The organism is Baaleninema simplex PCC 7105 (assembly GCF_000332355.1).
GTDB classification, from domain to species: Bacteria; Cyanobacteriota; Cyanobacteriia; order Cyanobacteriales; family Geitlerinemataceae; genus Baaleninema; species Baaleninema simplex.
Genome location: NZ_KB235958.1, coordinates 3,309,385 through 3,328,011, shown reverse-complemented (window position 1 = coordinate 3,328,011; position 18,627 = coordinate 3,309,385). Strand labels below are relative to the sequence as shown.

Below are 18,627 nucleotides of genomic sequence, written 5' to 3'. Positions count from 1 at the left end.
CCCATGCAAGCCAGCGATACTTCTCCCAAGTCTAGAGTCATTGTCGGCTACCGTTTCAGTGAAGTGCAATGCTTCGCCGAACCCTTGGGAAACGGGGTCAGCTTGGAGATGACGCTGATTCCCGCAGGGGAATTTCTGATGGGATCGCCTGAAAACGAACTGGAACGACGAGATCGCGAGGGGCCTCAACACCCCGTGCGAGTCCCACAGTTTTTTCTGGGAACGTATCCCGTTACTCAAGCACAATGGCGAGCCGTAACAGCATTTCCAAAGGTCGAAATCGACCTCGAATCCTATCCTTCACGATTTAAAGGAGACAACCGACCCGTCGAACAAGTCTCCTGGCTTCATGCCGTAGAATTTTGTCGGCGTTTGTCTAGACACACGGGACGAGACTATCGACTCCCCAGCGAAGCGGAATGGGAATACGCCTGTCGAGCGGGAACTCAAACGCCGTTCCATTTTGGAGAAACGCTAACCACCGCACTGGCTAACTACAACGGTAAATATACATATGGCGAGGGAGTTGAAGGAAAATATCGAAAAGAAACGACGGAAGTTGGCAGTTTTCCGGCCAATGGATTCGGACTGTACGATATGCACGGAAACGTTTGGGAGTGGTGTGAGGACGATTGGCACGAGAATTATAACGAAGCACCCAGAGATGGCAGTGCTTGGGTCGAAAAAGATAATCGTACAGAAACTCGAAAAGTCCTGCGCGGTGGTTCCTGGTTCAACCTTCCGAGGTACTGTCGCTCTGCGTATCGCGACGGGGGCGCTCCCGGTGACGTCGGCAGCCTTATCGGGTTTCGCGTTGCCTGTGGCGTGGCGAGGACTCTCTAGCACTTTTGCCCTTGGCACTTTTCTTTTTACTCTTCTGCTCTCGCTGTTAGGCGAGTCAAATTTTTTTTAAACGAATATTGACTAAATATTCAATATTCTCGAAATCCAACCCGACCATGACAGCTCGAGTATGGCATCGCGAAGGTTGCCCCAATCCAGTAAAATGACCCCAAACGAGTCGGACGAACAATTATGGCTTGGATCGATCGCGCCTGTCAGACGACGGTTGCTCTCATCTCGGTTTTGGGACTATCCCCATCGATCGCCACCGCTCAACAGACGGATGTTATGTCAAGTCCTCCGGCGAAACCGAAATTAGACTGTGCGGCGACTTCAACCGCCGCCGCCTACGGCCATTTTCCCTATCCCGAAGCATCCCAACGGGATCTCGTATCCGTGGGAAACGGTCAATATTTACGCGCTCCCGCCGCCGCCAGTTTCCGGGCGATGCAGCAAGCGGCCGCCCGCGAGGGGGTGCAGTTGGTTCCGCTGTCGGGATTTCGCGATCGCTCCACGCAACACGGCTTGTTTTTCGGCGGCGCCAGCCAACGGGGACAAACGCTCTCCGAACGGGCGCGAGTCTCCGCACCGCCGGGACATAGCGAACATCACACGGGATACGCGATCGATATCGGCGACGCCAACGCCCCAGAATACGACCTTCACCCTCATTTTGAAATGTCGATGGCGGGATTGTGGCTCATCATCCACGCTGAAGAATACGGGTTTGAAATGTCGTTTCCCCGCACGCATCCCTGTGTCAGTTACGAACCCTGGCATTGGCGTTGGGTGGGCGATGCAGACAGTCAAACCACATTTGCGACGGCGCGGGAGATGGTGAGATGAAGAGCAAGGGAGCCGTAGGGTGCGTGACTTGAAAAATCGGGTGTAAATCCTGAGAGCGATCGCTCCGTCACGCACCGCCCATGTACACCGCCAACCGACCAGCATGGGATGATGAGGTGATGGGATGATGGGGTGCGGCGTTTCTTCAAATTTTTAAATTTCGATCTTAATTTGTGAGTGTATTACCAAACATTATGGCTTTTATCGTTTTTACCGACCTCGACGGAACGCTCCTCAACTCTGAGGATTATCGTTACGATGCGGCGCTTCCGGTGTTGCAAGAGTTGAAAAATCGCAAAATTCCCGTAATTCCCGTGACGAGTAAAACTCGGGCGGAAGTGGAACTGTTGCGCCGACAAATCGGATCGAACGATCCCTTTATCGTGGAAAACGGAAGCGGGGTGTTCGTGGCGCGAGGAGACGATCGCTTCGATGTTTCCGATACGGATACTTGGGAAGGATATAACCTCAAACGTTTCGGCTCGACCTATTCGGAAGCCCGACAACAGTTAATGAAGGTGGCGACTCGTTTGGGCGAGGAACTTCGCGGCTTCGGCGATTTGAGTCCCGATGAGGTGGTGGAATTAACGGGATTGTCTCTCGAAGATGCCGAACGCGCCAAAACGCGCGATTTTACGGAACCGTTCGTGACACCGAAAGACCTCTATCCGAAAACCCTCGAGGAAGTGGTGGCCAGCGTGGGCTATCGTGTCGTCGTCGGCGATCGCTTTTCTCATTTAATTGGTAAAAATGCGGGGAAAGGAAAGGCGGTGCGCTGGCTCATCGATCGCTTTCGTCGCAATACAGAAGAATTGGTGACGGTGGGGTTGGGAAACAGCCCTAACGATTTGGAACTTCTGGAAACGGTCGATCGCGCGATCGTCGTTCCCGATATGCTAGGACGTCCCCATCCCCAATTGAGCGATCGCGGTTGGGAAGTCGCCCCGACTCACGGTTGTCAGGGATGGGCGAGCGTTGTAACGTCGATACTTTAAGGGGCGATCGCTTGGGTTTGTAACGTCGCTAAAATCGATTTTTGAACTCGTTCTAAAGAGTCTCGAGTCGGATCGATTTTGGCAGTAACACGCAATCCTTTTAAGCTACAAGTTAAATATTTAGCCAAGGTATAAACATCTCTCGATCTAGGGATTTCACCTCTATTTTTTGCGTTGTTTAAGGTGTTATAAAACGCTCGCTCTATTCGTTTAAATTGAGCGCGAATTGATCGAGAAATTTCTGAATCGTTAGGGCAAAATTCGATCGCTGAATTTACGAGCAAACAGCCTTTACACTCTCGATCTGAAAGACTAAATTCAATGATTCTATTAAAAAAATCGACCAGATCGCTCCAAGAAGAATTGGGATTTTCTAAACGCTCGAGCGCCGAACCGACGATCGTTTTGTTGTAATACTCTAAAACTTCACAAAAAAGCGATCGCTTATCGCCAAACGTATCGTACAAGCTTCCACGATGAATTCCCGTACTCTTGACGAGAATTTGAATAGAAGTCCCTTCATATCCATATTGCCAAAAAGTTTGCATCGCTTTTTCAAGTATGTCTTCTCGATCGAATTCTTTATAGCGTGCCATAGCGAAAAACTTATTTAAAAAAACAACAGGTGTCTCGAGAATTGAAGAGTCGAGACAAAAACTCGACTAAAAAATCAATAAAGTAGACATTTTGACACTGACTTCAACGTGAAAATGACTTTAAACTACGTCCGATCTGATATTCCGTTTTTGTCGCGATAAGCGCGATACGTTACGGATCGAGAATACGGGTATAGGAGACAAATATCTCACCCGTATCCCTCGACCTACAGTATATTAAAAGGGAAGGCGAACTGGCGGTTCGACACGAACACCCAATTCTGTCGGACATTGGGGCAAACGAGACGCCACGATCGGCCCGGCGTCTCCAGCTTCTTGGATAAGACGAATTCGCTCTTCATTGCAAATTGCAATTAACTTTTCTTCGTTCGGAAGGCGAACTTCAAATCCTCGGAAAAACGCGCCTGCTAAAATTTTAACCAAATCTTCAAAGTCGATCCGACTCACTTCCGGTTCGTCGCGATCGAGGCGTCCGAGTTGCTGCAACTGACCGACTTCGATCTCTTGTCCCCGGTCTGGGTTGCGAACCTGGATATTTCCTTCTAATACTTTAAAGTTTCCCTTATTGTCGTCGGCATCGACAATAAAAATCGTACCGCGCACGTCGACGAGAAATCCCGACAGACAGCCATTGACCGGACCGCTGGCGATGAGTTGTCCGTTCTGAACTTCGACGCACTGACCGACGATGACGGAAGAATCTTCCCCCAACCGTCCGACTGCGAGGTCGTTGATAAATACCAGTCCCGCTCGAGCGTCTTCTGTATGAACGTTTTGTCCGAAATCGGCGATGCTATCGACGGCGGCTTTTTCTTCTTCGACAAACACTTCGTCGCTATCGAGAATTTCGACGATCGTGGCTTGGGTGATTTGAGCGGTGGCGGAAAAATGGGGAACGGCCACGACGACGGCCGTTAAGGCGGCCAACAATAAGATAAAGAGACGATGTCTGTAGTGTAAAAACAAACGTTGCATCGATGACATGGGTAAGTTTAACTCCTGAACGCGATCGCGCTGCACCCCGATTTTCGGTCACTTTAAAGAGTTTGTAGGGTCGAGCTATCGAATACGAACGCACGGGTTTCGCAAAAGCTCCAAACTTCAATATACTCGAATTTTAAAAGGCGATCGCCGTTGGGCGCGGGTCGAACATCTATTGGCGACGCTCAGGTGCGATCGCGTAGGGTCGCCATTTCTGCTTCGACGCGTTCGAGAACTTGCGTTAACGCCGGTAACACTTCTAAGGTTTTGTGAGATAAGTTTGGGTTACGTTCGTAGGCGTTGCGAATTTCTTCGAGCTTTTTTTGCAGGGTTTGTGCGGTCAGGAGAACTTCTTGACTGAGATCGATCAGTTTTTGCTGGTTGTAAAACTTGAGCGCCGCTCCGCGCAAGACTTGTAACGTGGCTTCCTCACCGTAGTCTCCGCGCATGACTCGCAGTTTGAGCAACACCCGCGTACTGTTATACAGCCGTTCGAGTTCGACCTCTTTTTGTTGGCGAACGGGAAGCAGGGGTAAGTCTGCAAATCGTTTCAGCTCGTTGATAATACTTTGAAAAATTTCGAGGGGTAGGCGATCGAGTACCGATTGGGGAACGCCATCTTGACTCCACAAAATGCGTCCGCTTTCGGCTTGACGGGCGAAGTGCAACCGTCCGATTCCCCCCATCAAAACTCGTGCGAGGAGTTCGGGGACGATTTGAGCTGGCGCAAGCGTGGCGAGAACGCTTACGGGACTGGCGAGATATCGCGCTTTTATCTCGATCTTAGGCACTTCTGGGGCTTCCTCTTCAGTAACGGACTTGCTGTCGCGTTGCACCGTGGAGGTGTCGGGGGTGCTGTCGGTGGTGTGGTTGAGATACGCCGAGAGAATGGCTTGGTGTTCGCGGGCTGCCATACTCCGAGGTACGATCGAACAGTTGAGATAGCTCAGGAGTTGGCGCAGGTACTCGAGAGCAGCGGTGTCGTCGGGATCGACCATTCCTAGGTAGATGCGACTCCCTTCCATTGAGAGCGGAACGACTTGATGGTACAGACAAACTTCAAACGGGATGAGTTTGTCGATCGAGTTGAAAATCCAATCGGAGTTCATGAAAATCTCATACGAGAATTCACGGAGGGTAAGCCCTCCAAGCTGGGACAGACGCACACCGATGACTCCTCGATAGCTCAAGCAAGCTCGCTCGATCGCACCGCGTTACGAGAGGCACGTACGGCGCAAAACATCGAGCTACGAAGCTATTCTTATCTTAGGTTCGATTTCGGTTTCTGACATCGCGTCATTCCGTAGAATTACGGATTTGTTGGGCGCTCAGATAGAGTTTGCTCCACTCTCCCATGACTTGACTGCTTTTTAAATCGAGGGCTTCGGCGATACGCTCGGGGGTCTCGCCGTCTTTGAGGCGCTCGAGGATCTGTTGCTGTTGGGGAGTGAGGCGATCGCGGAATTGTCGCCACTCGCTGGGGGTCAAACCTAATTGGTGGTCTTGTAGTGAGATCTTCAGCCAACTGGCCACGAGTTCGGGAGATTGTTTGAGGGTAAAGACGCGAATGGCGTGGTAGCTGACTTTTTCGCGCAGTCGGTAGATGTCTCTGACCGGAACGTCGAGCTGTTTGGCGATGTTGTCTTGTGAGTATCCTTGGAGGTACAGGGCGAGCCATCGGGCGGCGAGAGGACTGACGTTGTCTTCGAGGTACTGGGCGAATTCTCGGGCGACGAGGTCTCGCAGGGTTTGCTGTTCTTCCCAGGCGCGATCGCTGTCGTATTGGTTTAGGGTTTGGGCGTCGATGAGGTTGACGGTATCGTCGCTGTCGGACGGGGCGACTTCGGCGGAGACGAGACGGATCAGTTCGACGGTGGGAACTTGTGTGAGTCCGCCCCGTTGCGATCGCCGCAGGTAGTTGACGAAGCGATACACCAGCAGGGGTTGGTTGCGTACCGGACGCAAACAGTATTCTTCTAAGCTGGCCAGGACGAGGGCGTTTCGTAAACGGGATTCGTCGGTACAGGTGGCGATGCGTTCCATTTCTCGGCGCAGGTAGCGATCGCTGTCGAGCATTTCTTGAACGACCTCTTGTACCACGTCCACCACGGTACGCCGTCGGTCTCGACTGAGGGCGACCCACGTACGAATTTTGTTTCTCAGCAAGACGAGGCTTCCCAAGCGTCGCACGAGATGGCGATAGCCCGCTTCGGGGGATACGTTGAGATATCGCTGACGGAGGATGTCGTAACGAAATTCCATCGACTGTTCGGCGATTTGGCGTCGGGACTCGTCGAACTCGTCGAGGCGATCGCGATCGCTTCCGAGCAACCAACACACGATACCGCTGTAGGTTTGGCTCGATCGTTCGGGATGTTCTCGCTCGAGGCGCGATCGCCACTGACGCGCTAACGCTTCCGCTCTCCCCATCAGGTTTGGTTCCTTTCTCTGCTGTACGCTTCTTTTTTTATCCTATTGCGATCGCGATCGCGATTTTCAGTTTTGGCAATTTCCTCCCACAACGCGACGAGCCTAGCTGCGACAGCCAGGCTCTTAGGAAACAAGCGATAGACTTTTCAAACAAATTCGATAGTTTCAGCTTCTCGGCGACGCTCCATCTTCACGTCTTCCGAGCGAGAATATTTGACTTTGTACGGAAGGGATGCCGTACAGCCTGTGTCCTCCCCTAGCCCACCCCGCTGCCAAAGCTTGACAAATCGAGTAACTCCAGTTCTATAGCATTGAAGGCGGGCTTTCTTTGGGGAGCAACCGAATCAGCACCAGACCCGTTGTTGAGATAGGTTTGTTTTCTAGTGCCACCCCGAAGATTCGGGCGGTCGGAAAAAAAGGGTCCAGCAATAAACCAAACAGTAACGTTATCTGACGATAAGGTTTACACGCGATCGCTGTTGGCTCCAATATCGATATCCTGCATCGTCTGGTCTTTCCGGACTTCAGGTATGGTTTAACTCCGCACTGTGCGGCGGGCGTACCACTCATTAGCGGCGGTACAGGCTGGAGAACATCAGCGATGAGACAACCAGTTGGGGCGAACACTGAACTATTGTCTCTCTCCCGATTCGAGCGAAGCTTGCTGTTTTTTTCGCTCTACAGTGTTCGATATTTAAGCTAACATAATTCTCTGTTATGAAAACCATAACTTAAACTAAATTTACATTTAAGGATTTCCCTTCACAACCCGAAAAAATCTGTTATAGTGGTAAATGCCTGAGAAAAACATGGCTTGGTAGCTCAGCTGGTCAGAGCAGGGGACTCATAAGCCCAAGGTCGTCGGTTCAAGTCCGACCCGAGCCACTTCTAACCCACAACATACAAAACCACCCCGATGGGCGATCGAGCTGATTTGAGGCTGTAGAGTTCGGCCTGGATCTCGACAGCAAGTCTCGAAGCCTTATCGCGATCGGGCGAGCCGAAACCCACCCGATCGCCTCGAACCCTACACGTTAACAGTAGACTTCGACTCGCTGAAAAACGATTTCCGAATCGTCTCAGCCATTTGAGGTGGCGTTAACCCCAGATCCGCTTTCGACTCGTCCGGTTTCGCGTGGTCGACGAGTTTGTCGGGAATTCCCAATCGTTTCACCGGGACCACCACATCTTCGTCCATCAACGCTTCGACGATCGCCGAACCGAAACCGCCCATCAAACAACCTTCTTCGAGGGTGACGACTTTACCGATACGTTGTGCCAGCGGCGCGATCGTCTCCATATCCAACGGCTTGACGAACCGTGCGTTGACCACCGTGGCTTCGATCCCGTGTTCGCTGAGAATTTCGGCAACCTGCAACGCCGGATTGACCATCGTTCCGTACCCGACGAGTAACACGTCGTCGCCACGGCGCAACACTTCACCTTTGCCAATTTCGATGGGTTCCCAGCCTTCTTCCATCAACGGCGCACCGTAACCGCTACCGCGAGGATAGCGCATGGCGATCGGACCTTCGGTGTACTCGACTCCCGTGACTAACATTCGCTGTAGTTCCGCCTCGTCCTTCGGTGCCATAATCGTGATGTTGGGAATGCAGCGCAGATAGGCGATATCGTACATTCCTTGGTGAGTCGGACCGTCTGCACCCACAATTCCCGCCCGATCCATACAGAAGAACACGGGGAGATTTTGAATACAAACATCGTGAATAATTTGGTCGAACGCCCGTTGTAGGAACGTCGAGTAAATGGCGACCACCGGACGCATTCCCTCACAAGCCAATCCCGCCGCCAAGGTCACAGCGTGTTGTTCGGCAATCCCAACGTCGATATACTGCTTTGGCAACTTGGCTTGCAGTTTTTCTAACCCAGTTCCCGTGGCCATGGCGGCGGTAATGCCCACGATTTTCGGGTTTTCTTCCGCTAACGTGACCAAGGTTTGGGCGAAAACTTTCGAGTAACTCGGTGGAGTGGGTTTCTTGGAGGGATACGCTTTCCCCGTTGCCAAGTCGAACGGTTTCTGTGCGTGATATCCAACCTGGTCTTTCTCGGCGATTTCGTAACCTTTTCCTTTAACCGTAGCCACGTGAACCAGAACGGGGCCTTCGATATGATGTGCTTTGTTAAAGGTTTCGATCAGTTCCGAGAGGTTGTGGCCGTCAACGGGGCCCATGTAGGTAAAGCCGAGTTCTTCAAAGACCGCGCCGACTTTGGGGATGGCCAGGCGTTTCATCCCTTCTTTGACCCGTTCCATTTCGGGGGTGAAGGTTTCTCCAACAAAAGGTAAGTGTTTGAATTGCTCTTCTAAATTGTCGGTCAGAAACTGCACGGGGTCGCTGAGGCGCATTTTGTTGAGGTAGCGGGGAATCGCGCCGACGTTAGGCGAAATCGACATTTCGTTGTCGTTGAGAACCACCAACAGGTTGGTTTTGGGGAGGTGTCCGGCGTGGTTGATGGCTTCGAGGGACATTCCGCCGGTCAACGCCCCGTCTCCAATGACAGCGACACATTTGTAGTTATCGCCTTGTAAGTCTCGGGCTAAGGCCATCCCCAAGGCGGCGGAGATGCTGGTGGAGGCGTGACCGGCGCCAAAGTGGTCGAATTGGTTTTCGCAGCGTTTGAGATATCCGGCGACACCGTCTTTTTGGCGCAGGGTATGGAAGCGATCGAACCGTCCGGTGATGAGTTTGTGGGGGTAGGCTTGGTGTCCGACGTCCCAGACGACTTTGTCGCGATCGAGATCGAGGGTTTGATAGAGTCCGAGGGTAAGTTCGACGACCCCCAATCCGGGGCCGAGGTGTCCGCCACTGGCGGCGACGGTTTGTAAATGCTTTTCTCGAATTTGGCGGGCAATTTCTTCGAGTTGGTGAATTGACAACCCTTTTAGCTGGTTCGGGTGAGTAATTTCACTCAGATGCATAGGTCAGATTACCTTGGTTCGTTTGTCGTAAAAGGCGGCGGTTCGCCGGTGGAGAGGGGGTTAAGTTTTTTTAACCTATTCATTTCAGTTTGACTTAATTCTTAAAAATAGTACAAGCTTGCCTGAAACTGGCGGTTCCTTAACACAACGAAAACCCCACCGCTTGCGGTGGGGATGACTAACGACAACGGATTGAGAGAGTCGAGAGAGGAAGAGTAGAACGCTTTGCGCGAGAGGGCTTAGGGAAGGAAGCGGCGACGTGCGAGTTGTGGGGTGAGGCTGTCTGTCGGTTACACTTCAGGTCGAGATTGAGGGGAGGCGGAAGCCAAACTCACAGGTGGGTCGGACGATCCTACGATCGCTTGGAGTCGGTTGGCGAGACGAGCGCGAGTCGAGCCTGGGGTTTCGTCCGAAGAGAAGGTTAAAGTTCCGGTTGGGGTGTAAGCGCACCGCTAGGGTCGGTACGGTTGAATTACGGGAGTTTCGACCGAGGCGATCGACATCGCGGAATCGCTTGAGTCGCGAGTTTCGGCGGAGACCCCGATTCGGCTTGTGGCTACCCAGGCAATTTCTGGGTCAAGGGCTTTAAGTCAGCTTCGCCGGTGAGACGACTGCCAAAGTACAAAGACGCTGGGTCTACTGGCATCGATCGCTACATCGACTGTAGCGGGGGAAAAGATACTGCCAGAGCGATCGCGTTATCGATGGCATTTCTCTGACGGGGTCTCTCGATGTGACAGGTCGGGAGTGGGTGAACTTCCTACTTTCAGGATAGAGATGTCGAAACGCGATCGCCACTGTCGTTCGATAAACTTTAAACAAGCTTGATTTTAGCCTCCGTAAAAATACTGGAATTGTAAAGCTCGTATAAATTCAAATAGGAACGATGAACATTTCTGAAATTTTCGTGACGATCGCGAGTCTGAATGTTGACGAAATGGTTGGGTTTTACGCTCACCTGTTCGACTGTTCTCCAAAAACACAAATCTTAGGTAAATATGCTGAGTTTTGGATGCCGGGGTTGAAACTTGTAATTTTTAAACCTCAAAAAACGCATCTTTGCGAGTTCGACGATCCGGCGAGAAGTGGATTGAGTTTGTGTGTCGAAGTGGACAATTTAGAAGACGCGATCGCCCGTTTAAACGATTTAGGTCATCCACCACCAGGAGACATAACAGTGGCGTCTCACGGCCGCGAAATCTATGCTTACGATCTCGACGGCAATCGTTTAATCTTACATGAAAAACGGTAATGTGTTAAATCGCAAAAAATACGAGAAAAATATTTCTTTAATTAAAAAATTTTTGGATTTATATTTTAACTATAGCAACCCTAAATCATACGGAATCCGAATTTCAACGCTTCGACTCCGCTCAGCGTTGAGTCCGAGCGGAGTCGAAGACTCAAACACTGATTTGCCCCAGTCAGACAAGTCTTTCTCTGTGTCCTCTGTGTCTCTGTGGTGAAGACTTCTTAAAACCTAGCTTGTCGGACACAGATTCCGTATTACTTCATATTTTGAACTCTTTAAATTCTGCTGTAATAGGTGTTTGACTTTAGCGAACTGTGATTTAAATTTTGAACAAATTATAACAGTCCCAAATGAGTCGTCAAAAATTAAAACACCAGAAAAGATCCGATTCCCTATTCCCGATTTTATTACACAACTGACTTAGGGTTGCTATATCGAGTAAAATCACCTTTTTAAAATGCAAATTTTGGAGGTTTGTTGTAGAGAAAAACCCAAAAAGTTGACGATCTTGACTGCAAACGCGATCGCCCTAAACACCGCCGCCGTTAACGCTTGAATCTCCACGCTCAAACTTCTTGCAAGCTCAAGAGCATGAGAAATCCCGTGAGGCTTAACATCGCAGTCGCTTGCAACAGACGAACCTTGCGATCGCCCCGATGGGGAGAAATCAACTCTCGAACCCAAATCGACGCCGCCGAACCGAGAACGTAACTCGCACTAAGAACTAAATACGGCCATCGCTCGTCGAACACCCACAAAACGAGCATCACGCCAGCCAAAGACAACATCACCAGTTCCACAAAACGAGGTGGATGCTCCTGACTCGCCAAGGAAAGGGTTTCCCAAACCAATCTTGAAATTCTCGTCATCGTACCGTTCCTCGTCTAACCCTCAAGTCAAATCGAAAAGCGCGTTCGAGCGATTCATCGTTTTCAACAAAACCGATCGCCATCTCGAGACTTTCCGACCTCGAAAGTGGCGTTGCCTTTCAGGATAAAGCAAATTCGAGAAAAACGCTCGCAGGCGATCGCCCGCCCCGGCGAATTCACCGCCACCCCTGACTGACTCCCCGAGAACGCGATAGGATCGACCCTGTCAAGCGCGCGGTTTTGCGATGTCTAACGAAGAACAACTGAGCCTGTTTGGAGGCGACCCCGAACCCCCAACGACCTCCTTCAACGCCATACCTACCGATGCCAGCGTACCCGTTCCCCAAGGAACCTACCCCGACCTCGACGCCTTAGCAAATCACTGCAACCAGTGTCAGCGGTGCGGCTTGGCCGCGACGCGCACTCACGCCGTTGTCAGTCGGGGTAATCCCGCCGCCGATCTCGTCGTTATCGGAGAAGGCCCCGGACAACACGAAGACGAAAAGGGATTACCGTTCGTGGGGCGATCGGGAGAACTCCTCGAAAAGATTTTCGCCTCCGTCAATTTGAGTAGCGAAGACGATATTTACATCTGCAACGTCGTCAAATGTCGTCCGCCCAAGAACCGCAACCCCAACCCCGACGAAATCGAAGCCTGCAAGCCGTACTTACTCGAACAGATCCGCCTCGTCGATCCGAAGATCGTCCTGCTAACCGGAGCCGTGGCGGTCAAATCCGTTCTCAACGAAAAACGGGGAATTACCAAAATTCGCGGTCAGTGGTTCGAGTGGGAAAACCGGTTGTGTATGCCAATTTTCCACCCCGCCTATTTGTTGCGAAACCCGTCTCGGGAAAAAGGTAAACCCAAATGGTTGATGTGGCAAGATATGCAAGCAGTCCAGGCAAAACTCGAAGAACTGCGATCGCGCTAAAAACCAAGACGCTAGCGGAGTCTTGCCCGAAAAGAACGGGTTTCAAACAGTTGCAACCTCGCTACTCTTGTCGACCGAGCCGTTCGTGTTGTGAAACCTCCCGTATCCCCTAATCTCTCGATTAAGCGTCGGTCTTGGCTTCCAACGCCTCGAGGCGACTCAAGAGTTCGCGGTTGAGTTTTTTCATTTTCTCGAGATCGCGACGCAATTCCTTAACGGCTTTGTCCGATCCGATGTTTTTCCGAACCTTCTCGACGGCTTCTTCGGCGACCCGAGTAATGCGTCCGTCGGCGGTGCGTTCGGCGATCGCGCTCAAAATCTCCACGGCTTTCGGAGTTTCCATCGTCCCTAACGCGACCACGACCGATCGCTGCGTCAAGAAAAACTCTTCTCCGGCCAGGCGATCGAGCCGCGCTAAAATGCGTTCGAGATCCGCCGGAGACTGACCGGCCGACACCGGCCCCAAAGCGCGAATGGCGGCCAAGCGCAACGCCTGCGGAACCGAGGGCTGAGTATAATCCAAAATTAAATTAACCGCAGCCTCAGAAGTCGTAAACTGACTCAATCCAGCGATCGCACCACAGCGGACGACCTCGTTCCATCCCGCTTTGGTTTCCAACACCCACTTCAGGCGATCGATGGCTTTTTCAGCCTTCGGTTTGGCGTCGGGATGATTGGCGGCGATCGCACCCAAGGCTTTGGCCGCCGAGGCTTCGACGTAATAACTGGCGTCCCCTTTTTTCAACACCGACTTCACCGCTTTGTAACTGGCGCGGGTTTTAATTTTACTCAACCCGTCGATAACGGCGCGACGAACTCGAGCGTCTTTATCTTCTAAACCCTTAAGCAACTCGTCGAACGCCTGGTCTAAATTGACGCTCGCCAACTGCTTGGCGACTTCGACGCGCACGCCCCAAAACTCGTCGGACTGCAACGCATTCGACAACGCCGTTACCGCCTCCAAACTTCCCACTTTCGCCAATGCCTCCGCCGCGTAAATTCGCGAAATCGGGTCGGGATCGTATTTGAGCTGAGCGACGAGTTCGGGCGTGGGATATTTAAGTTTGACAGTTTTGAGGATGTTGTTTCCCGCGTCAAAACTCACAAAAACAGGTTTTTCCGGTAAGGCGAAAAAGAAGCTTTGTTCGGCTTCGTTGACCCGCACGGCGAACCGTTGGACGATGCCGTTTTCGCTGCCGAAGGCGATGGGAACTTGCAACTCGAAAAGATCGCGATCGTAAATGGTATTTCCCGATTTGGCCTGAGTTTGTTTGACGGTAACTTTAGCGATGTTGCGATCGCCGTCCCAGGAATAGCTGACTTGGAAATCGGGATGTCCGCCTCGGAAAACGTAGCTGTCGAAGAGAGACTGTAAGTTGCGTCCGGTGGCTTTGTCGATCGCCCGCAACAGATCGACCGTTTCGACGGTGTCGTGGGCGTTGTCGTTGACAAAGGTTGCGATCGCCTTAAAAAACAACTCGTCGCCCAACTCCGCCCGAATCATGTGATAGACGCACGCTCCTTTCTCGTACAGATGGCTGTCGTAGAGTTCGATGGCTTCGCGATAAACGTTGGTGACGATGGGACGGCGATAGCGAGTTTTGTCTTCACTGAGGTAGCTGCGAGCTTCGTTGAGGAGATAGTACGCCCCGTCGTCGAGGCCGTATTCGTATTCCGTCCACAACACCTCGGCGTAAGACGCCATTCCTTCCTTAATCCAGGCGTGAGACCAATGTTTGATGACGACCAAATCGCCAAACCACTGGTGAGCCAGTTCGTGGGCGACGAGGCTTTCAGTGCGATCGTTGTCGATCGCCGCCCGTTCGTCGAGCAAACAGCGATCGGTCAGCAGCGTGGCGGAGGTGTTTTCCATGCCCCCGAAAATAAAGTCTGCCACGCAAACTTGCGCGTATTTAGGAAACGGATAAGCATACCCGAAGGCTTTGCTGAAATAGTCCACCATGCGCGGGGTTTTTCCCATGCTACGCTTGGCGTCGTCGAGGCGATCGCGTTCGACGTAGTAGGTCATGGGTTTTCCGTTCCACTCATCGCGAATTTCGGCGAACCGTCCCACAGCTAGGGTCATCAAGTACGTCGGGTGAACCCGATCTTGTTTCCAGTGGTAGATTTTTTCGTCGCCGTCGAGATCTGCCGAAACGAGTTCGCCGTTGGAAATGGCGAGAAAGTCTTTGGGAACCCGGACGCGAATTTCCGAGGTCGCCAGTTGTCCGGGGTAGTCGAAGCAGGGAAACCAGAAGCGGGAATCCTCGTCTTCCCCCTGCGTCCAAACTTGAACGGGTTTGTCCGGTTCGTTGTCCGTAGGACCGACGAAGTAGAGGCCGCGACGGGGGCGATCGACGCGGTAGCGAATCTCGAGGAGGACGGGGCGATCGGCAACGGTGGGGGTGTCGAGACGCATAGCGAGCTGTTCGCCGTCGCTGTCGAACGGTTGCGGTTCCCCATCGGCGAGGACCTCTTCGATCGCGAGGCCGACTGCATCGAGGGTGAGACGATCGATCCCGTCGCGAACGGGATTGAGGCGAATTTGACAGGTTCCCGTAAACCGCTGTTTTGAAAAATTGAGGTGGAGGTCGAGGGAGATATGTTCGACTTGTCCTGGGCGATCGGGCGTATAGTGGGGACGCGCCCCCGGTAACTCGAAGCGATTGGTCTCGTTGTTATCCCAGGCGAATTTAACGTTCGGCATAGTCTTAGGTGTCGGGGCGAATCAATTAGGAAGCCACGAACGTTATCCTAGCGAAAGAGCGAGCTTGAAGCGAGGCGATCGCTAGGGGAAGTTGAGAGATCTTCCCCAGTCATTTCGCTCGAACTCTCAGTTGATTCGTTCGATTCACTCTTCACGTGACGTTACATTCATGACGGAATCCTCTAAGAAAAAAGGCTGTTTGGGATATTCGATCGCGATCGCGGCGATGGTTCTCGTAGCCACGGGAGCGACGGCGTACTGGATTCTTCGAGAGCGTAGCGGCCGCCATTTGACCCCGCTTGCCAGTGCCGAAGCGATTCCCGACGAGGCAGTGATGACCGCTTACGTAACCCTCGACGATCGCCCTTGGGGAAAGTTGCAACAGTTCGGAACGTCCGAAGCGAAAGCCGTCGTGAGGCAAGCCATCGACTCGTGGCAACAGGAAATTTTCGAGGGAACGCAACTCGATTTCAATCGCGATCTCAAACCTTGGGTGGGAAGTTTGGCGATCGCGGTGGTTCCCGACGAAGCCTCGGGGGGCGAGTCCTCGGAACTGTTGACAGTGGTGGGGATTAAGGACAAGTTACAGGCGTTGGGATTTGCGAACCGCGTCAAGGGACAAGAAGGAACGCAGTTAGAGGATATCGATTATCGCGGTACGACGATTTCTCGCATTACAGAACCGGGCGGTTCGTCTTACAGCGTGGCCGTGTTGGGAGACTATTTGACCATTTCTGACGATTTAGATTTGGTGAAAGCCTCGATCGATACGTTTCGCGGCGAACCTTCGTTTGCAAAGTTACCGGGAATGGCGAAATTGTTGCGCCAGGGCATCAATTTAGACGATCCTCTCGCCCGCGTTTACGTCGCGGACTTGGAAGCGTTGCAAGATTTCGCCCGAACGGAAGGGACGGAGCAACTGCCGACAACTGCGGTCCAGTCTTTGGTGATGGGCGTTGGCGTCACCGATACGGGATTGCACGGTCGGGTGATGGTTCGCCTCGATGCCGATCGACCTCAACTGTCTTTGGAGTCAGTATCGGGGACGATGGCCCGGCGGTTTCCCAACAATACGTTGATGTTAGCCGAAGGTCGCGATCTCGATCGCTCGTGGACGCAGCTTGTCGATACCGCATCGGCGACGCCAGAAGGGGAAACGTTCGTCTCGACCGTTCGCGAGGCGTCGTCGAGTTTCGGCTTGGATATCGATCGCGAGGTGTTCGGCGTGATGGATGGTGACTTTGGGTTCGGGTTGATTCCTTCGGAAAAGGGGATTTTGGCCTCTCTCGGATTCGGTGGGGCGATCGTCGTCGAAACTAGCGATCGCAAAACGGCTGAGGCGACGATGGATAAGTTGGGATCGATTTTGCAACGGAATCTCCCGCTCCCGATGTCCTTCGATTCTCGACAAGCTAACAACGTGACGGTGACGGAGTGGAACGTTCCGTTTTTTGGTGGGAAACCGGAAACGGTCGTCGGTTATGGGTGGCTCGACGATCGCACCTTGGCGATCGCCTTGGGCGGTCCTATTGTCGATGCGATCGTGACACCGCCGGAAACTCCCCTATCCCAAAACGAAACGTTTCTAGAAATCCAACAACAGCTTCCCGAGGCCAACGAAGGCTATCTGTACGTCAACGTTCTGCAACTGTTACAGCTCGTCGATCCCCGCACTCTCCAAGCCAACGAAATCGTCACGCCAGACAGTCTCGCCCTCTTGAACTCGATTCGCGGAATCGGGGCGGCGTCATCGTCGCCTAACGAAACGACGGCGGTTGTGGACGTGGCCGTTCCGTTGGTGGTTGAGAATCCGTGATGGGGTGAAGAGGGGATGACTTAAAGCTGCGTGATGTGGTAATTGTTCCCTCTTCCCCGTTCCCCGTTCACTGTTTGATCCCGCTTCCGATGTTGGAGGAAATGACGTAGCGTTGCACGAAGGCGAACAGTAGCAAAACTGGGGCGATCGAAATTATCGAACCGGCTGCGATTAACCGCCAATCGAGAGAAAAGGTTCCCGCCAATCTCGCAACGCCGAGGGGAAGGGTATAGAATTCTGGGCGATCGAGGACGATTAACGGCCAGAGAAAATCGCCCCAAGAGCCAATAAACGTAAAAATTGCCAACGTCACCAACGCCGGACGCACGGCGGGAACCATGACAAACCACCAAATTCCTAATTCAGAACAGCCGTCCATTCGGGCAGCTTCTTCAAGTTCTTTCGGCACGCCGGAAAAGGCTTGTCTTAATAGGAAAATCCCAAAAGCTCCAGCTAAATAGGGAAACATAACGCCAAAATAGGTGTTTTTTAAACCTAATTGAACTGTTAAAACGTAGAGCGGAACCATGACGATTTGAAAAGGAATCATAATGGTGGCGACGATGCTGGCAAAAATAAAATCTTTTCCTTTAAAATTTAATCTCGCCAAGGGATAAGCTGCCAGAGAACAAAATAGTAAGTTAAAAATAACTGTAAAAACAGCAATAACAGTACTATTCAATAGATAGCGTCCGAAGGGTTGCGACTGCCAAACGGTTCTAAAATTCTCAAATGTTGGTTCTGTGGGAAGCCATTGCGGAGGAAATTGAAAAATATTTTCCTGGGGCGATTTAAGTGACGTACTTAACAACCACAGCACTGGAAATAACATCACTAAAGCAATGATAACCAGCAATAAATAAAATGAAATTGTTTTTTTATTTGTTTTTTGAATCATTTTTCATGAATTGAATGGAAACGTGCATTTCAAATTTGAATTGGCGATTTAAATTTATCAGATTCGGAGTTTTTAAACTGAATTAATCTGTTATTGTTTTTTGCGATCGCTCCACTCATGGACGGCAGCGTTGCCGAAGTCCAACCGGGTGCATCCCAGTTTTGCAAGTGTTAGGCGTAAAAGTCTCCATTGAGATAAGCACAGCGTTGCTTGAGGACTTGTGGAACGTTCTGACGTTCCCACTGAGCGCCGGAAATCTTGAGACGCCGACCAATCTGCTTGACCGTCGATTCAATGGCTCCAGAGCCGATAGAAATCCCTTCACACTGGTAATAGCTGTAGTTGACGATGCGGTGTCGATGTTTTTTGCACGTAAGCCACCAACTTGGTGACGCGCGGGTGTGACCAATCCTCGAACTGAGCCAGCGACCCCTCCACATCACCTCGCCACAAACAAGCTTCAACGGCATCGAGACGCTGCTGCGACCCACCCACTTTCCCTA

At 51.9% G+C, this 18,627-nt stretch carries 14 protein-coding genes, 1 tRNA gene and 1 pseudogene; 7 read left to right on the top strand and 9 right to left on the bottom strand.

Going from position 1 to position 18,627, the window contains the following annotated elements; all coding sequences use genetic code 11:
- Window positions 1-3: 3 nt before the first annotated feature.
- From GEI7105_RS0116995 to GEI7105_RS0116980, 3 genes are all read left to right on the top strand, one after another.
- Window positions 4-843, top strand: a complete 840-nt coding sequence (locus tag GEI7105_RS0116995; protein WP_017661633.1) for a formylglycine-generating enzyme family protein — start codon at window positions 4-6, stop codon at window positions 841-843.
- Window positions 844-1,035: 192 nt separating this feature from the next.
- Entirely contained in the window at window positions 1,036-1,689 is a 654-nt protein-coding gene (locus GEI7105_RS0116985) for a M15 family metallopeptidase (protein ID WP_017661631.1), read from the top strand.
- Window positions 1,690-1,883: 194 nt separating this feature from the next.
- Entirely contained in the window at window positions 1,884-2,684 is an 801-nt protein-coding gene (locus GEI7105_RS0116980) for an HAD-IIB family hydrolase (protein WP_017661630.1), read from the top strand.
- On the opposite strand, the gene GEI7105_RS0116975 is transcribed toward GEI7105_RS0116980, so the two are convergent.
- The 4 genes from GEI7105_RS0116975 to GEI7105_RS0116960 form a co-directional block, all read right to left on the bottom strand.
- Window positions 2,681-3,280: a TetR/AcrR family transcriptional regulator gene (locus GEI7105_RS0116975; protein ID WP_026097732.1), complete on the bottom strand. Its 600-nt coding sequence runs from the start codon at window positions 3,278-3,280 to the stop codon at window positions 2,681-2,683. The genes GEI7105_RS0116980 and GEI7105_RS0116975 overlap by 4 nt on opposite strands.
- Window positions 3,281-3,517: 237 nt before the next feature.
- Window positions 3,518-4,276 carry a FecR family protein gene (locus tag GEI7105_RS31015; protein ID WP_144053845.1) on the bottom strand — a complete coding sequence of 253 codons (759 nt, stop codon included), beginning with the start codon at window positions 4,274-4,276 and terminating at the stop codon, window positions 3,518-3,520.
- Window positions 4,277-4,467: 191 nt separating this feature from the next.
- Entirely contained in the window at window positions 4,468-5,391 is a 924-nt protein-coding gene (locus tag GEI7105_RS0116965) for a GspE/PulE/PilB domain-containing protein (RefSeq protein ID WP_017661628.1), read from the bottom strand.
- 187 nt (window positions 5,392-5,578) lie between these two features.
- A complete protein-coding gene (locus GEI7105_RS0116960) occupies window positions 5,579-6,712 on the bottom strand; it encodes a HetZ-related protein 2 (protein WP_017661627.1) in 1,134 nt (377 codons plus the stop codon).
- Between the two features lie 811 nt (window positions 6,713-7,523).
- Between GEI7105_RS0116960 and GEI7105_RS0116955 the strand changes: the two genes are divergently transcribed.
- Window positions 7,524-7,597 (top strand) — tRNA-Met (locus GEI7105_RS0116955).
- Window positions 7,598-7,739: 142 nt separating this feature from the next.
- On the opposite strand, the gene dxs is transcribed toward GEI7105_RS0116955, so the two are convergent.
- Window positions 7,740-9,650, bottom strand: a complete 1,911-nt coding sequence (gene dxs / locus GEI7105_RS0116945; RefSeq protein ID WP_017661624.1) for a 1-deoxy-D-xylulose-5-phosphate synthase — start codon at window positions 9,648-9,650, stop codon at window positions 7,740-7,742.
- 886 nt (window positions 9,651-10,536) lie between these two features.
- On the opposite strand from dxs, the gene GEI7105_RS0116940 reads away from it, so the two are divergent.
- Window positions 10,537-10,902: a VOC family protein gene (locus GEI7105_RS0116940; protein ID WP_017661623.1), complete on the top strand. Its 366-nt coding sequence runs from the start codon at window positions 10,537-10,539 to the stop codon at window positions 10,900-10,902.
- Window positions 10,903-11,468: 566 nt separating this feature from the next.
- Here GEI7105_RS0116940 and GEI7105_RS0116925 read toward each other — a convergent pair.
- On the bottom strand, window positions 11,469-11,771 hold the full coding sequence (locus tag GEI7105_RS0116925) for a hypothetical protein (protein WP_035492559.1): 303 nt from the start codon (window positions 11,769-11,771) through the stop codon (window positions 11,469-11,471).
- A 245-nt stretch (window positions 11,772-12,016) separates the two neighbouring features.
- Between GEI7105_RS0116925 and GEI7105_RS0116915 the strand changes: the two genes are divergently transcribed.
- The gene (locus GEI7105_RS0116915; RefSeq protein ID WP_017661618.1) at window positions 12,017-12,703 is read left to right on the top strand and encodes a uracil-DNA glycosylase; all 687 of its coding nucleotides are present in this window, start codon (window positions 12,017-12,019) and stop codon (window positions 12,701-12,703) included.
- A gap of 121 nt (window positions 12,704-12,824) precedes the next feature.
- On the opposite strand, the gene GEI7105_RS0116910 is transcribed toward GEI7105_RS0116915, so the two are convergent.
- Window positions 12,825-15,410, bottom strand: coding sequence for a M1 family metallopeptidase (locus GEI7105_RS0116910; protein WP_017661617.1), 2,586 nt, complete (start codon window positions 15,408-15,410; stop codon window positions 12,825-12,827).
- A 169-nt stretch (window positions 15,411-15,579) separates the two neighbouring features.
- On the opposite strand from GEI7105_RS0116910, the gene GEI7105_RS0116905 reads away from it, so the two are divergent.
- Window positions 15,580-17,226 (top strand): DUF3352 domain-containing protein, encoded by a 1,647-nt coding sequence (locus tag GEI7105_RS0116905; protein WP_017661616.1) that lies wholly within the window; start codon window positions 15,580-15,582, stop codon window positions 17,224-17,226.
- Window positions 17,227-17,293: 67 nt separating this feature from the next.
- Here the strand turns inward: GEI7105_RS0116905 and GEI7105_RS0116900 are convergent, their stop codons facing one another.
- Both GEI7105_RS0116900 and GEI7105_RS39985 read right to left on the bottom strand, forming a co-directional pair.
- Complete coding sequence (locus GEI7105_RS0116900) at window positions 17,294-18,124, bottom strand: ABC transporter permease subunit (RefSeq protein WP_017661615.1); 831 nt, start codon at window positions 18,122-18,124, stop codon at window positions 17,294-17,296.
- 170 nt (window positions 18,125-18,294) lie between these two features.
- Window positions 18,295-18,627, bottom strand: a pseudogene (locus GEI7105_RS39985) (ISKra4 family transposase); the annotation flags it as partial.